We start from the raw sequence: 16,064 nt of genomic DNA on the forward strand, positions 1-16,064 counted from the left end.
TGAGGACGACGCGACCGAGCGGCCGAACGTCGTCCTCCCTATACGGCTACGGGTGCCACTCGGTCAGATCGAGAACCTTTCCGCCGAGCTTCTGGAACGCGCGCTGACGGCAGGAGAAGACGATGATCTGCTGGTTCCTGGATTGCCGGTGGAGCGCGTCGAACATTCTTTCGATGCGGTCGTCGTCCGAGTAGACGAGCGCGTCGTCGAGGATGACGGGGGCCGGCCTCCCGTTGGGGGCGAGCAGTCTCGCGAAGGCGAGCCGCGTGAGCACCGATAGCTGTTCGCGCATTCCGCCGCTCAGCCGCTCGACCTCCTCCTCCTGGCCGTTGCGCCGGATCTTGTGGGGCAGGAGCGTCTTGTCGTCGAACGTGATCGCCACGTCGTCGAAGAGCAGCCCGAGAAGAGGCTTCAACTCCGTCATGACGGGCTTCAGATAGAGTTCGCGCGCCTCGGCGCGGGCGCTTTCGAGAGCCGAGCGGAGCCGCTGCAGGACCGCGACCTCCTTCTCGAACGCCGCGACGCGGGCCGAGGCGGCGGAGAGCGCCTCCGCGGTCTCCCGCCACGTCTCCTCCACGGCCTCGTCGGAGCGCGTGCGGATCTCGGCGTTCCAGCCGGCGATGCTTTCGCGGAGCGAGGCGATCTCCTTCTCGGCCGCAGCCTCGGCAGAGCGCGCGCGGTCGAACTTCGCTTCGGCCAGATCCAGGTCGGCAGCACTCTCCCGCAGCTGATCGGCCTTTGCCTGGGCGGCGGCCAGCTGCCGCTCGAGATCCTCGTGCGTGCTCGCCAGCTCCTGCTCGCGTTCCCTGCGCTGCGAATCCGGTCCGAGCGTCGCTTCGGGCGCTGTCAGCTCCGCACGCAGCTTGGCCAGGGTCGCCCCGGCCTGGTGGAGGGCGGCTTCGGCGCTCGCCCGCCGAGGCTCGGCCTCGCGCAGAAGCTGCCGGGCCGCCTTTCGCCTCTCCTCCGCGGCGGCGAGGGACGATCGGACCTGCGCGGGGTCCTCCTTCACCTCGAGGGCGGCGAGGTCGACCGCCTCGAGCCCCGCAATTTCCGCTCTGAGCGTCGGAATGCCCTTAGGGGCGAGCAGCGGAAGCCGGGCGCGCAACTCACGGATATCCGCCTCCAGCTGCTGCGAGCGGATCTGCCTTTCCTGGGCGGCGGCCAAATCCTCGACCCCCATGGAGGCGAGCAGGGTTCGACGCTTCCGCTCGACCCGGTCGAGGCGGTCGTCGTTCCTGGGCGGCTGGTTCGAGTGCAGCGTGATCGTGCCGATGCCCGGCACAGCCAACCGGGCCCGGCCCTCATAGGCACGCTGCTCGCCGCCATTCAGCGGAACGCCGTCCATCGTCACGAGATCGGCGGCTGCGCCTTCGTAGTCCACGATGACGCACGGGCGAGCCGCGTGCTCGACGGCGCGCAGCCTGGCGAGCTCGACCTCCAGTCCCTGCAGCTCGCTGAGCGCGTCTGGCGGGATTTTCGTCAGCGCGAGCTCCGCCTCGGCCGCCTCGAGCGCATCGCGGGTTGCCTCGGCCTGGCGCAGTTGCTCCCGCAGCTCGGCCAGTCGCTCCCAGGCCTCGCGCGCCTTCAGGGCCGCATCCAGACGCTCGAGGAGCTTACGGTCCGCCTCCTCCTTCGCCTCGGCCGCTTCGGCATCGGCCGTCGCCGTGCCAATCGCATCGGCGATCTCATGGCGCAGCGCGAGGGCGTCGCTCCGCCGCCGCTCCGCGGCCTGGATCTCCTTTCGCAACTCGCCCGCCACCTGGAGGGCATGCCTGAACGCCTTCAGATTGCGGTCGGCGCCATCTCGCCGCTCCCGGACGAGCTTCAGCTCCGCCTCCGCCGTCTTCAGCATCTCACCCTGCGCCTTGGCGGCGTCGAAGGCTGCCTGCGCGGCCTCGATCGCCTGCCGTCGCTCCTGCCGGTGCTCTGGCGTGTCGAGCTCGGCCAAGCGCTTCGCGGCGGTGGCTCGCCGGTCCAGAGCCTGGCGCAGCGCGGCAACCTCGGCGCGCAGCCTCTCCTCGTCCGCCGCAAGCCGATCGCGCTCCTGGATGGCGGCGGCGTAGCGCCCGCCGGCCTTCGGCCCCTTCTTGGTCACCAGCTTGTCGAGTTCGTCGACCACGGTCGCCATGATCTCGGCCATGCGTCGGCCGCCGGTCACCGCTTCCACCTCGCCCTGCACGGATTCCAGCAGGCTCGCCCGGACCTGCTTCTCGCTGTCCTCCTCGGCCTTCGGGCGCTTTTCGATCCCGGTGACGCCCTGGCGAACCCAGAGCAGGCCGGCCGGCCCGGCCGTTCCGCCCCTCACCAGCCCCGCGATGAAATTTTCCGCCTCGTCGGCCTGCGCGACCAGCCTGCCGCTGTCGAGATCGGTCACCTGGGCCGAGCGGCCGCTATAGAACTGCTTGGTGATGCGGAAGCGCCCCTCGGCGGTGGCGATCTCGGCCTCGATCAGCGGGCTGCCGCCACTATAGGGCTGAAGTCTCCGCACATCCTGCGGCGTTCCAGAATGCGGCTGGAAGAACAGGGCATGCAGCGCCTCGAAGCTGGTCGACTTGCCGAACTCGTTCGCGGCGCACAGCACGTTCACGCCGTCGCCGATCCCCTCGATGGCGACGCCCCGGCCGGCGAACCGCTTCACGTTGTAGAGCCGAAGGGCCGAGATCTTCATGGCGCGACCGCCTGCGCGTAGGAGTGAAGCCGGGCAAGGGCTGCCCGCGCGATGTCGCGCTCGGATGCCGCGCGGGCCTCGTCGTTCGCTTCCGTAAGCAGCGCGTTCGCGGCCTCGCGCAAGGCGCCGGCGCGATCGATGCCGTCGAGGTCGCTCACGTCGCACTCCGTCGCGAGTTCACCGGCCTCCAGTTCCAGAAAGGCGAAATCGGGAGCCGCCCGCTCGATCGCCTCGAACAAAGCCGTCCGGCCGGGCAGCCGGCAACGCCCCGTCGCCTTGATCCGCGCCAGCGTCTGCCGGCGCTCCCTCGCGTCCGGCAATTGGTGCTCCAGGCGGTCCGGGGGATCATCGCCATCGAGGAGGTGCAGCTCGATCGTGCGCCAGTCGAAGCTCGACGTCCTCAGGCAGGTCACTTCGGGCGGGGCAGTCGGCCCGGCGATGCTCACCAGGCATGCCTCGCCGGGGCGCTCGTGCTTGAACCGGTCCGGCTCGGGCGTACCGCAGTAACGCGTCCGCGCATCCACCTCGACCGGCCCGTGCCAGTCGCCGAGGCCGAGATAGGCGAGACCGGCCCTGCGCGCCCGGTCGGGCGCGATGACGTCCGCCGCGTTGGCCTCCTCGGAAAAGCTCTGCACCGCGCCGTGGGCGAGGCCGATGCGGAGCACTCCGTCCGATGTCGGCTCGCCATCCATCCATTCGGTCAGGTCTCGCCCGGGGCGGCGGGTCGTGCAGGGCGCCGGCAGCAGCACGACGCCGGCGTCGAGCTGGATGGGTCGGGCCTCGACCGCGAGCACGACGTTGTCGGGCGCTTCCGCCCGCAGCGTCGTCCAGAGTTGCGAGGCCTGGAGCGAATCGTGGTTCCCCGGCAGGATCACCCAGCGGAGCGATGCATGGTGCCGCATCTCCGCGAGCGCCTGCCGGCGGATATCCGGCGCCGGGGTCTCCGTATCGAACGTGTCCCCGGCGAGAAGGATCGTGGTCGCGCCCCCCTCTCGCGCGTGCTGCGCGAGCCGCCCGATCACCGCATGCCGCGCCTCCCGCAACCTGCTCGGCAGGTCGCCGGAGAAATTGCCGAAGCGCTTCCCGAGATGAAGGTCGCTCGAATGGATGAAACGGATCATGTCTGCACGGAAGTTTGGGCTGTCGCCTTATGGGCGCGGGCGCGCGCGATCGCCTCGTCCAGCCGCGCACGTGCGACGGCAGCAAGGCGTTCGACGCCGAGAAGACGCGCGAGGTCCCGCGCAGGATCGGTCTGGTCCAGCAGGGCGGGGTGATCGACGACGACGCAGGCGAGCTCGGCGAGCGGCACCTCGGCGATCGACCGGCGGGATTCCGGGCTGCCCGGCCGACGATACGGGAGGATGTCCACGACGGTGCCCTTCCGCCAGATGAACTCGCCGCTCGACTCGACCGTGCGGTCGACGTCCTTGAGGTGGAGATCGATCCTCTCGCGGATCCTGCCGCCGGTCCGGAGCCAACCGTGGGCGCGGGAGATGCGCTGGGCCAGGATGTCCGCTCGCACTGGGCTCTCGGCCTCGATGACGGCCTCGACCATGCTGCGCAGCGTGTCGCGATAGCCGAGTTCGTAGAACGCGTCGGGATCTGCCCGGAAGTCGGAGAGATCGGCGAGCATGTACGAGCCCTGGTTCAAGGCGACCGAAGACGTAGCTGTTCCGGCAGCCATGCTCTCCGGTTCGGCAAGGCCGGGTTCGGCTACCGCCGAGACAAGCTCCGTCTCGGGAGAGCCGGCCGGGGCGGAAGGCTCTTCATCCGACGCGACGAGTGCTTCGTCGTCGCGGATCTCCTCGATCCCTTCGACCTCGTGGCCCATGTCCCAATGGGTTGCGACGTCGTCCTCCTGGACGGCGCGTCGCGCCCTGCTGTCCTCGAGCAGCGCCTGAAGGCTCTCGTGCAGCCGGTCGGCGCAGCCCCTGGCATCGAACCACCAATCGGTCGACCAGACCCGCAGGATGTTCCAACCGAGCCCTCGGAGGACCTGCTCGCGGACCTTGTCGCGGTCTCGGGCCGTCGCCGAGCCGTGATAGCTCGCCCCATCGCATTCGACGCCCGCCAGGTACGCACCGGCGAGGTCCGGGTGGCGGATGCCGAGATCGATCCGGAAACCCGAGATCCCGACCTGCGCCACCACTCTCCAGCCCCGCTGCTCCAGCTGCGCGGCCACCGCCTCCTCGAAGGGAGAATCGAAGCCGCCGACCGAACCCTCATCCTGGGCCGGAAGCGCGATCGCGCCCCGCTCCGCGAAGTCCAGGAAGGTCTTCAGATGCTGCACCGCCACCGCCTTGGTCCGAGACGGGTCGATCTGATCGGCGGTGAAGCCTGAGAAGACAACAAGCTCCTGGCGCGATCGCGTCACCGCCACGTTGAGGCGCTTCTCGCCGCCATCCCGGTTCAGCGCGCCGAAATCCATCGTCAGCTTGCCGGCGGCATCCTTCCAGAACGTGATCGAGAACAGGATCACGTCCCGCTCGTCGCCCTGCACATTCTCGAGATTCTTGACGATCGTCGGCTCGACCCGCTCCTCGGCGAAGAACCATTCGAGCTCCGGATCATCCCGCCGCGCAGCGTCGAGGAGGTCCAGGATGAGTGCCTGCTGCTGGGCGTTGAAGGTGATCACGCCGAGCGTGGGGCGTTCCTTCTCGGGCAGTTTCAGCCAGCCCTTCATCCGGGCGACGGCCTCGCCGGTGACCGCCTCTGCCTCGATGCGGTTCGTCCGGCTCTTGCCGCGGTCGTAGACGCCGTTCGGCACCTTGCGCAGGCGCACCGCCCGGTCATCCAGCACGGGCGACGGAAAGGTGACCAGCCTGTTCTGGTAATAGTGATGGTTGGAGAAGGCGATCAGCGACTCGCTGCGGCTGCGGTAGTGCCAGCGAAGGTCGCGCACCGGGACGCCGGCGGCCCGGGCTTCATCGAGGATGCTCTCGAGGTCCTTCTCATGGTCGGCAACCTCCTCGTCCTCCTCGTTGCGGCCGAAGAAGTTTGTCGGCGGGAGCTGCTTCGGATCTCCCACGATGATCGTCTGCCGTGCGCGCGCAATCGCGCCGACGGCATCCCAGGTCGTGATCTGCGAGGCCTCGTCGAAGATCACGACGTCGAACAGGGCGTGATTTGGCGGGAGATACTGCGCGATCGAGAGCGGCGACATCAGCATGCACGGCGCGAGCTTCGAGAAGTTCTCCGGCATTTTCCCGATCATGTCGCGGATCGAGGCGCTCGGCCGCTGCAGCTCCATCTGATGGCGCAACAATCCGAGTTCGGAATTCCTGGCCACGCTCTGCACGGGCGGGAGCCCGTGGGCGAGCACGCTGATCACGCGGCTGGTGGCGTGCGATCGCACCAGATCGTCGATCTCCCGGAACTCCTTGATCGCGTTCTCGTGCTGGAAGCGTCTAAAGCTCCGCAGGACGGGGTCGCCGTCCAGCGCGTTGGGAAGCCACCACCGGGCGTATCCCAGCCGAAACGCCTCGCGTGCCGCCCCAGGCGCGATCGTTCCTGCCTCGATCTGTTCGATGAGCGGCGCGAGGTTGCGCGGGAGAGCTTTGCTCCTGACGCGGCACCAGGCGGACCAGTCGCGCAGCAGGCGCCTTGCGTTCGCAAGCTCTTCCAGCCTTGCCGTCGTCTCGCCGAGAACCCCGAGATCCAAGGAGGGCGGGAGCTCTCGCCCCGCAATCCCGCCGAAGTGCCGGGACGCAGCCTGGAGGCCATCGATTGCAGCGATGAGCCGGCTTCCGGCCTGGCGGATCGCGTCATGCTCGCCCGTTCCGGAGAGGCACGGGGCGACTGAGCGGAGCAGGGACGGGATCTCGTCGGAGGCGAGTCCCGGAAGGTCCAGCGAGCGGCGGAGTTCCCGCCCGAGCTCAAGAACCTCCGCGACGGCCTTCAGATCGGTTTCGAGCCCCTTGATCAGCGGTGACTTTCCAGCAAGCGGGTTACGATCGATCGCATCGAGAGCCTGTTTCATCAGGCGCAGCGGGGGCAGGTCCCGTTCCGGATCCACGATCCCTGCCTCGGCGCAGTCCTGAAGCAGCTTCTGGATCTTGCGCCTGCCGAGCAGCGAGAGCGGCCACAAGGTGGCGTTCGCCTCCTGCCATTGCCGCTCCAGCTCCTTGGCATCGAGATCGCGGATGGCCGACATGCGATAGGATGCGGCGAGCTGGCGCTCCGCGTCGCGGTAGCTCCCGATGGATGCTTCGAGTTTCGCAAGCGCTTCGGGGGCCTGAGCGAACTCCCGATCGAAGGCGAGCCGGATGTCGCGCCCGCGCGTCTTCTCCAGTGTCCCGGCCAGCGTCCCGAATGCCCGGACCTCCTGCTCGGACAGGCTTGCCCGCGGCTTGAGCCCGAGTGCTGCGAGGAAACCCTCGATGGCGCTCGCCAGCAGGTTCACGGCGTTCCGCAGGGACTGGCCTGCCGCGAGCAGGTTGTCCTGCCAGCCGGAGCTCCATTCTCCGACATCGACGAGGTCGAGAGCCGGATGCCGCTCGACCGACGCGAAGACAAGGCCGAGCTCCGCAGCGAGTTCCTCGAGATCGCGAAGCGCCTGGCTGTCGTGAGAATCCCGCTCGGCCCACTGGAAGACAGGCGCAGGCTGCTCCGCAGCCTTGAGCGCGATCCCGAGCGCCAGATACGGCGTCCAGCCGTTCGGATAGCGCCGGTGCAGGGCCTCGACATAGGCGTTGAGCTGGTCCCGGCGCAGGCGCAGCCGCTCGTTGATCGCCACCCATTCGGAGGCATCCACCCGGCCGCCATGCTCCCACGCAGCCTTGAGCTGGCCGAGGAAATGGCGGCGATCGGCCTTGTTCGAATGCAGCTCGATGCAATGCTGTCCGAGCCCATGCTCCCGAAGCCGGCGGTAGACGACGTCGAGGGCCGCCGTCTTCTCGGCGACGAACAGCACCGTCTTTCCGACAGCTAGGCAGTTGGCGATCATGTTCGCGATCGTCTGGCTCTTGCCGGTGCCCGGCGGCCCTATGATGACGAAATCCCGTCCCTCCGCCGCCGCCAGGCTCGCGGCGAGCTGAGACGAATCCGCGGGCAGAAGGCAGATGATGTCGGCTGGCGCGTAGGCGCGGTCGAGATCGCGCTCGTTGCGGAAGGCGGAGGATCCATCGTCCGGCTGGAACCCCTGTTCCGGCGAGTCGATCAGGTGGCGAACGACCCGGTTCTGCCGAAGCGCCTCGGTGCGCTCGACAAGATCCTTCCACATCAGGAACTTGGCGAAGGAGAAGGTCGAGAGCGCAGTCTCGTCCAGAACCTCCATGCCCGGCACGTCGCGGACAGCCTGCCGCATCGAGGCGAGGAGGCGCTGCACATCGACGCCGTTCTCGTCCAGGGGAAGGTCGCCGCTGAACTGCGGGAGCTTCAGGTCGAAGTCGCGCTCGAGAAACTGAAGGAGAGTGGCGTTGAAGCGCGGCTCGTCCTCGTGGAAGCGGATCGAGAAGCGCGAGCTGGCGCTCCTTCGCTCGAGCTTCACCGGCACCAGCAGGAGCGGCGCCCTATAGCTGCGCTCGTCCTGCGGCTTCTTCTTCCAGCGCAGGAAGCCGACGGCGAGGAAGAGCGTATTGGCTCCGCCCTCCGCGAAATCGTTGCGGACCTGCCTGTGCAGGTCGATCAATCGGGCCTCGAGCTGGCGGGCGTCTAGCGGAGAAGGCAGCTCGTCCCTGCGGAGGGCCTCCGCTGCAAAGCTCCGCTGAAGATCCCGTCCATGCACGTCCCGATACAGCGCCGCATCGCGTTCTCCGAGCGGGTTCTGCTCGGGCAGCGAGATCACCCGGATCGCGGCGCCGTGGGCAAGCCGGTCCTCCAGATAAGCCACGTCCGTGCACAGGAACGGAATGGTCTTCTTCGAATCCGGAAAATTCAGCAGCCGGTTGCGAAGCGTCAGGTCGAGCAGCTTCTTCTGCCAGCGATCGATGCGGCCGGCAGCGCTGGTCGGCTTCACCTCGACCTCGTCGCGGGGCAGATCGCCAAAGCTGGGTGGGGCCGGGAGCGGCAGGTCCGCTGCGGGCGCAAGCTCTTCTTCGAGAACGTTGCGGCGAATGGGTTCGTGCGAGGCGAGCGGCGTGATGCCGCCGCTTCGGGAGCGCCTGACATCGATCGCCGCCACGAAGGATTCCGCCTCGGCCTCGCCCAGCCGACGCTCCAGGGCCTGCTGCGCAGCCTCCATCGTCATGGCCGGACGATGCGTAACTCCCGTCGTCTCGAAGACGATCAGCTCCCGCGAGGCCAGCGCCTTCCGGACCTCCATCTGATCCGGTTCGATCGCGTTGGCGAAGGTCCTCTTCGCGAGCCAGAGGCCGACCCCCGCATGGTCTCGAAACAGCAGGATGACGGGATGCAGCCCGGCCGCCTCCAGCGCCGCGGCGAAGAGCAGCGTCGTGTCGAGACAGGTCGCCAGCCGCTCCTCGGCGATCGTGCTCGGACGCCTGACCTTCTGACCCCGGCTCTCGAAGCTCGCCGGCGGCTCGGCGTAGTGCAGTGACATTCCCGCCACCGCCGAGTAGATCGCGGCCGCGAGCATGTAAGCCCGTTGCGGACTCTCCGACTGGTAGCCATCCAGTCCGCTCGGGTGGCCATGCGATGCGAGCCGCTCTGCGGCCTTTCGCAGGATCGGCGGGATCCCCGGGTCGTTCGGCATCACGAAGGCGGGCAGCAGCTGCGCCATGTCGGCGACACCGCCCCATTCGTCCCGAGCCAACAGCCTGACGGCGACACGCCGTTCGTCGACGACCTCTCCTCTGCAGAAGAGGCGAAGCATGATCTCGCCCCGCTCGGCTTCGTTCAGGCCGGCCAAGTAACCAGCATCAAGCTCAACCCTGCGATCGGCAAGCGGAAGACGGTCACCGGGAATAAGCCGATCGACTGTCCACGTTTTCGACCTCAGGAACGGAGGCGCAGACGTCAGCTCGACAGAGCAGCTTTCAAATTGTTCTCTGCTTTTGTTCTCGATCATGATTGCACGAACAACCGGCACAGCGTTCTGGTGCGACGCATAGGTGAAGCTTGCGGCGAGATCGGCAACTATACTCGGGTATTCTGAATTCTCGCTCAGGCTTTGCCCCAGATTATCCGCCGTCTTCAGCGTCGCCAACCGAATCACCTCTCCTCTACAGGGGACAGTTAGCGAGGTTCTGCGATCTGCAGAAGTGCCTTTGCCATCAACGGTGGTACGGCCCTAGTAGACGTTCGTCGGATCCGGTCCAATCTTTTGACCGAGAGCCGCCTGTGAGCCTCACCTCGGAAAAGTGCGAACACACCGCAGTGGCTCTCTCGACGCCCGCCCGGCAAAGCAACCTTGCGCTCCGGGATCGCCAAGAGAAGTTCTGCCCGTCCCTACACGGGGCTAGAGGAACAGTGCGATTTCGGCGGGCAGTCCGGAGGCGGCCTCCCGGCTATAAGCCAGGGTGGGAGCGGAGTAGCCATCGCCCATTGCGGTCCGGCTTGGCCAGGAACTGACGCAATGTGTCGGGACGCCGAACGGAAAACAACCGCGGGACTGTCGTTCTCGTGTTAGCTTTGCAAAGAGGGGACGGCATTTCGTCATGCCATGCTCGTTTCGGCAACTTCGGCTCGGGCGAGTGTGAATCCTGAGTACCCGGCGGCGGCGACCTTATCGCACTTGCGCCGATAGGCGACCACGCCGCCCACATAGGGCATGAATACCCGAGGCTTACCAGGGACGTTGGCGCCCGTGTACCACGACGCCGCCTTTGGATAGAGCGTGCGATCCGCAACCGCATTGACGTGCTCCACCCACTCCTCCTCGGCAGCAGCCTCCGCTTCGATCGTGCTGAGCCGGTTTTGCTCGAGATACCCGAGACAGTCGCCGATCCATTCCACGTGCTGCTCGATCGAGAAGATCATGTTGCTCAGGACCGACGGGCTGCCCGGGCCGGTGATCGTGAAGAGGTTCGGAAAGCCCGCCACCATCATGCCGAGGTAGCTCCGTGGGCCGTCCTGCCACTTGTCCTGCAACGTGAGCCCGCCGCGTCCGATGATCTCCATGTTCAGGAGTGCCCCGGTCATCGCGTCGTAGCCGGTCGCGTAGACAATCGCGTCGAGCGCGTACTCCTTGCGGGTCGTTCGCAGTCCCGTCACGGTAACCTCCTCGATGGGGTCGCTTCGGAGATCGACGAGAGTGACGTTCGGCCGGTTGAACGTGTCGTAATAGTCCGTGTCGACGCAGATGCGCTTGGCGCCGATCGCGTGGTCTGTCGGCGTGAGTAGGTCCGCGACCGCGGCATCCTTTACGATCGAGCGGATTTTTCGCCGTACGAAATCCGCTGCCTCCTTGTTCGACGCCTCGTCCAGCAGGAGGTCGGTGAAGGCATGCAGGAAGTAGACGCCGCCCTTTTTCCAGCGCGCCTCGAATAGTTGCTCGCGCTCCTGCGGCGGAATGTCGTGGACCTTATGCTGTCCCGGGTCGGTCAGACTGCCCGACGTGCTCGCCTCCCTGGCGCGGCGCCTGAGTGCCGGATAGTCTCGTTTCCAGGACCGTTCATATTCCTCGGGCATCGGCCAGTTCTGCGCTGGCACGCTGAAATTCGGAGTCCTCTGAAAGACGAAGAGATTGGCAGCCTCCCGGGCAATGAGAGGTATCGCCTGGATGCCGGAGGATCCGGTGCCGATAACGCCTACGCGCTCGCCTTCGAAACTCACCGGCTCGTGAGGCCAGCCGCCGGTGTGGAAGCTGCGGCCCCGGAAACGCTCCATCCCGGGCAGGCGCGGGATCCGCGCGGAGGACAGGCACCCTGTCGCCATGATGCAGAAGCGGGCGTGCAGCACATCGCCTGCTGCCGTCACCATCTCCCACAGGGCCTTTGTCTCGAGGAAGCGGGCCGATCTCACTCGTGTGGCGAATTTGATGTCGCGTCGGAGATCGAAGCGGTCCGCGACATGGCCGGCATAGGCGAGGAGCTCGGGCTGAGACGCATAGCGCTCGGTCCAACGCCATTCCTGCTGCAGGTCCTCGTCGAAGGAGTACGAGTACTGCATGCTCTCGACGTCACAGCGCGCGCCGGGGTAGCGGTTCCAGTACCAAACGCCGCCGACGTCATCTCCGGCTTCGTAAGCCTGGACCGTGAGCCCGAGGCAGCGGAGCCGATGGAGCATGTAGAGGCCGGCGAAGCCGGCCCCGACCACCACCACATCGACGCACCTGATCCGTTCCATTGTCCAAAGCTCCACCCATGGCGCAGTGGCACCCGCGGCCGCCGGGGCACGGAGGTGGCCAGACGCGGCGATCGAGATGGATGATGCCGGCGAGCCGGCACCAAGGGCTATTGGCTGCGCTTCGGCCAGAAGGCCTCTGCAGTCGCAAGCTCCGGCGGGAACACGGCCTTCGGAACGCCATCCTGCCATTGCACGATGACCAGGCCGGCATCGACCCGCCGGCCTTTGTCGTCGAATTTCACTCGGCCGCCCGGGAAGTACTTGGCAGGCCCGTCTCGGAGATCCATCGTCCGCAATGCCTGTGTGACGGCCTCCGGATCGGCCCGCCCGGATATCTCCAGCGCTTCCTTGATGATCATGACGGTTCCGTAGCCGGAGACCGGCCCCTGGACGGTCCAGGGCTCGCGGTAGGTGGTCTTCAGTTCGGCTGCGAGCGCCTCCTGGCCCTTGCCGCCGAAGTTGCCGATCACGCTCATCACGCCCTGCAGCAGCTTGGCATCCATGTTGGCGAGGATGCTCGGCTCGGCGATGCCGTTGCCGTTCGAGATGATCGGGATGCGGCCCTGACCCAGGCCGAACTCATTAATCTTCTCAAGCAGCAGCTTGGAATCGGCTACGGCCACGGAGAGCAGCAGCAGAATGTCGGGGCGTGACGCACGCAGACGCTGCACGATCGGCGTCGCGTCAGCGAGCGGAGGTGTGTAGACCTCCTCGAGCACGAGCTTTGTGCCCAGATCCGCAAAGATCTTCTCCTTCATGGGATTTACGAAGGCGTAGTTCGCCGCCGTATTGTCCATGATGATCCCGACGGTTTTCGGCTTCGCGCCGGCACTCGCCGCGAGCTTCATAAGCTCGGGCATTGCTTTCTCGGCTTGCGCCTTTCCCGTGGCCGATGTCTGGAAGACGTATTTGAAGCCGCGCTCCGTGATGAGATCCGAATAGGAGAGCGTGAGGAATGGAAGCTTCGCGCGCTCCGTGACCTCGGTCGCGGCGAGGGTCAGCGAGCTAATCACGGCACCGCTCACTGCGGCGAGATCCTTCTCCTGCGCGACCAGCCGTTGCGCGGCGTTCTTGCTGCGCTCCACGCTGTCGCCGGCATCCATCACGACGAGTTTGAGCTTGGCACCTCCAAGGGACTTGATGCCGCCCTGCTCGTTGATGTGTTTCGCGGCGAGTTCAGCTCCGTAGAGCTCGCTTTCGCCGGGACGGGCCCAGATACCGGACAACGTCAATAGTAGCCCGACCTTCACCTCCTTGGGCTGTTCGGTCTGGGCAAAGGCCTGGGTGCCGGCCGCGAAGATCGCGAGAGCCGCGATTGCGCTCCTCATCAACGTCACGAGCTCCTCCCTCTGCTTTCCGGTTCGTCGCCGATCGCTTCGACAGCAAACGGCCACACCTCGTTCCTCCCCGCTGTTACGGCCGCGGGCTAAGTGAGATACTGATTGTCTGACAGTCTTACTGTCAAGCAGGGTGCGCTTGCTATGGGCGCGCCGGAAAGGCAGGACACTACGAAGCGCCGCGAGCCCGGTCGGCGCTCCACTCGTAATCCGCAGGATCGAAGTCGCGGGTCATCTGCCAGTAATCGAGGACGCGCCAAGGGGAGTTGGTGACGATCCGGCCAGCCCTATTCTTGAACCAGTTGCCGACTTTCGGGTCGCTCCACACCATCCTGGCGAGCTGGCCGTCTGCATCGTCGTTGTAGCGCGCGAAGACGTCTTCACGACAATCGAGCTCGCGGCAGCCGGTCTCAGCCATGTGCCGGATCGCCGTCGCGATGTAGCGGGCCTGGCACTCGCCCTGCAGGATTAGGCTGCCGCCATGGCCGAGATTAGTATTCGGTCCGTACATCACGAAGAAGTTGGGGAAGCCAGGCACCGTCATCCCCAGATAGGCGCGCGGATCATCCTCTCCCCAGCGCTCGCGCAGGGACACGCCGCTGCGGCCGGTGACATCGATTGCTTCCAGAATACGGGTCGCCTGGAACCCGGTCGCCAGGACGATGGCGTCGACCGCATGCGACGCACCGTCCTCCGTTACGATCGCACCCCGTTCGACACGCGCGATCGGCTCGGTTACGAGCTCGACATTTTCGCGGAGCAGCATGTCGAACCAGCCGAAATCGACTGGGACGCGCTTCGTCAGGGGAGCATAGTCGGGCAGAGCCTTGGCAAGGAGATCCGGCCTGGAGCGCAGCTTACGCCGGATGTGATCCGACCATTGCTGGCGCAACTCCGTCGCGACGCTGTTGCGGCCAGACTCCGCTCCCGTGTCGCCTCGAAGAAGCGCGGGATAGAGACGGTCACTGAATTGCCAGATGATCCGCAGCCGGTGCCAGTTCACGTAGGATGGGATATTGCCAAGCAGCCAGAGCTCGTCGGCCGGAACGGGCAAATGATAGTTCGGACGGATCGACAGCCATTGCGGCGATCGCTGGAATACGATGAGGCGCTCCACCTCGGGCGCCATGGACGGCCCTACCTGCACGGCGCTGGCGCCGCTGCCGAGGAGCGCGACCCGCTTGCCCCGGTGGTCGAAATCCGGATCCCAGCGCGAGGTGTGCATGACCGGCCCGGCGAAGGTGTCGAGCCCTGGGATGCCCGGCGTGGACGGGACGTTGAGCTGGCCGATCGCGCTGACCAGGACAGCCGCCTCCCCGGCCGTCTCCCCGTCTGCCGTGCGCAGGGAAAGCCGCCACCGCCCCCGCGTCTCGTCATAGCTGGCGCCGGCCAGGGTGTGGCCAAAGCGGATGTGATCCCGAATCCCGAACCGGTCGACGCAGTTGTCGATATAGGCGAGCATGTCGGGCTGCTTGGTAAAGTAGCGCGACCAGTTCGGGTTCAGGGCAAAGGAATAGGTGTAGAAGTGGCTGGTCGTGTCGACGCCGCAGCCAGGATAGCGGTTGTCGTACCACGTGCCGCCGACACCCTCGTTCTTCTCGTAGATGACGAACGGGATGCCGAGGCGCTTGAGGTGGACGGCGAGGGCAACACCGGACAGGCCGGCGCCAACGATGGCGACCTCGGGCCTGCCCTCCGCGCTGTAGCTCGCGCGTAGCGGCGGAAGTTGGTCGAGCGGGCGCGGCGCAAGTCCCGCCTCTTCGAGCAGCATCGGCATGTATTCATCCGGCACCGGCTCACCGACGCAGAAGCGGACGATCCTGGGCAGGAGCGTCACGTCGGCCTTCGGCGCGACATCGCCGGAAGCCAGGATTGATCCGAGGCGGGCGATCGCGGATCGCCGAAGCGTCTCGGGCACGTCGCCTGGGCCCCTGCCCGGCTTCGACGCGGCGCCGTCGGCCTGCGCCAGCCAATCCTGCTCGCCCGTGAGATAGGCGAGCACCGTCAGCACGAGAAAGGGATCGGCTGTCTCGAGTGCCTGTTCGTTCCAGGGCTGCGGGCCGTCGCGCGTTGCCGTCTGCATCCTCGCCTCCCTCGCGTCAGTCGAAGTGGAGCCCGCCGTTCAGGTCGAGGATCTCGCCGGTGATGAACCCGGATTTCGGCGACACCAGAAACGACACGCAATGGGCGAATTCGTCCGGCTCGCAGAAGCGGCCGACGGGGATTTGGCGCTTCGCGCGCGCCAGTGAGCTCCGGGACAGGTTGCCGGACAGCATGGGGCTGGCCACGAAAGCGGGTGCCAACGCATTCACGGTCACGCCGAACGGTGCGGCCTCGCGGGCGAGCGAGAAGGTCATTGCGCCGAGGGCTCCCTTCGATGCGGCATACGCCGTCCCGGCCAGGAGGCCCCCGTTCTTCATCGCCATGGAGCAAACATTGACGACGCGGCCGAACCGCCGCTCCATCATGCCGGGCAGGATCGCGCGGCTGAGGTAGAATGCGGCGTCGAGGTTGATGCCGAGCACGCGCCGCCATTCCTCGTCGCTCGTGTCGGCGATTTTGTGAGCGGTATAGACGCCCGCATTGTTCACGAGGATGTCGACCGGGCCGAAATGGCCCTGGCAGCGCGCCACCACCTCCTCGACCTGATCGCGGGCGAGGAGGTCGGCTCCGATGGCGAGTGCACGATCCCCGAGCGCTTCAGCCAACGTCTTGCACCCCTCGGCATCACGGTCGACGAGCGCGATCAGGTAGCCGTCCTCGTGCAGGCGGACGGCCGTCGCACGCCCCAACTGTCCGGCCGCGCCTGTGAGCAGCGCTACGCGGCTGGGCGGCTTTCGGTTCGGTCGGGGCATGTCTCAGGAGTCCTGCTT

Annotated in this window: 8 protein-coding genes; all 8 read right to left on the reverse strand. The window is 66.6% G+C overall.

Features of this window, described 5'->3' with window-relative positions:
- Window positions 1-46: 46 nt before the first annotated feature.
- The 8 genes from ACO2SS_RS09010 to ACO2SS_RS09045 all read right to left on the reverse strand — a co-directional run bounded on the left by ACO2SS_RS09010 (window position 47) and on the right by ACO2SS_RS09045 (window position 16,046).
- A complete protein-coding gene (locus ACO2SS_RS09010; RefSeq protein WP_423277298.1) occupies window positions 47-2,668 on the reverse strand; it encodes an AAA family ATPase in 2,622 nt (873 codons plus the stop codon).
- Window positions 2,665-3,789, reverse strand: a complete 1,125-nt coding sequence (locus tag ACO2SS_RS09015) for a metallophosphoesterase family protein (protein WP_423277299.1) — start codon at window positions 3,787-3,789, stop codon at window positions 2,665-2,667. Before ACO2SS_RS09015 ends, ACO2SS_RS09010 begins: the two co-directional genes overlap by 4 nt.
- Window positions 3,786-9,764 (reverse strand): DUF3320 domain-containing protein, encoded by a 5,979-nt coding sequence (locus tag ACO2SS_RS09020; protein WP_423277491.1) that lies wholly within the window; start codon window positions 9,762-9,764, stop codon window positions 3,786-3,788. Before ACO2SS_RS09020 ends, ACO2SS_RS09015 begins: the two co-directional genes overlap by 4 nt.
- A 38-nt stretch (window positions 9,765-9,802) precedes the next feature.
- Window positions 9,803-9,997, reverse strand: a complete 195-nt coding sequence (locus ACO2SS_RS09025; protein WP_423277300.1) for a hypothetical protein — start codon at window positions 9,995-9,997, stop codon at window positions 9,803-9,805.
- A gap of 225 nt (window positions 9,998-10,222) precedes the next feature.
- On the reverse strand, window positions 10,223-11,854 hold the full coding sequence (locus ACO2SS_RS09030; RefSeq protein ID WP_423277301.1) for a flavin-containing monooxygenase: 1,632 nt from the start codon (window positions 11,852-11,854) through the stop codon (window positions 10,223-10,225).
- Between the two features lie 107 nt (window positions 11,855-11,961).
- Complete coding sequence (locus ACO2SS_RS09035; protein ID WP_423277302.1) at window positions 11,962-13,182, reverse strand: ABC transporter substrate-binding protein; 1,221 nt, start codon at window positions 13,180-13,182, stop codon at window positions 11,962-11,964.
- Between the two features lie 178 nt (window positions 13,183-13,360).
- Entirely contained in the window at window positions 13,361-15,274 is a 1,914-nt protein-coding gene (locus ACO2SS_RS09040; protein WP_423277303.1) for a flavin-containing monooxygenase, read from the reverse strand.
- Between the two features lie 16 nt (window positions 15,275-15,290).
- Window positions 15,291-16,046 carry an SDR family NAD(P)-dependent oxidoreductase gene (locus ACO2SS_RS09045; protein WP_423277304.1) on the reverse strand — a complete coding sequence of 252 codons (756 nt, stop codon included), beginning with the start codon at window positions 16,044-16,046 and terminating at the stop codon, window positions 15,291-15,293.
- Between the last annotated feature and the right edge of the window lie 18 nt (window positions 16,047-16,064).

Source organism: Enterovirga sp. CN4-39 (genome assembly GCF_049446235.1).
In the GTDB taxonomy this organism is placed as follows: domain Bacteria; phylum Pseudomonadota; class Alphaproteobacteria; order Rhizobiales; family Beijerinckiaceae; genus Enterovirga.

Coding starts and splice junctions, on each gene's coding strand:
- ACO2SS_RS09030 (WP_423277301.1), bottom strand. CDS start 11,854: ATGGAACGGATCAGGTGCGTCGATGTGGTGGTGGTCGGGGCCGGCTTC.
- ACO2SS_RS09040 (WP_423277303.1), bottom strand. CDS start 15,274: ATGCAGACGGCAACGCGCGACGGCCCGCAGCCCTGGAACGAACAGGCA.
- ACO2SS_RS09035 (WP_423277302.1), bottom strand. CDS start 13,182: ATGAGGAGCGCAATCGCGGCTCTCGCGATCTTCGCGGCCGGCACCCAG.
- ACO2SS_RS09045 (WP_423277304.1), bottom strand. CDS start 16,046: ATGCCCCGACCGAACCGAAAGCCGCCCAGCCGCGTAGCGCTGCTCACA.
- ACO2SS_RS09015 (WP_423277299.1), bottom strand. CDS start 3,789: ATGATCCGTTTCATCCATTCGAGCGACCTTCATCTCGGGAAGCGCTTC.
- ACO2SS_RS09010 (WP_423277298.1), bottom strand. CDS start 2,668: ATGAAGATCTCGGCCCTTCGGCTCTACAACGTGAAGCGGTTCGCCGGC.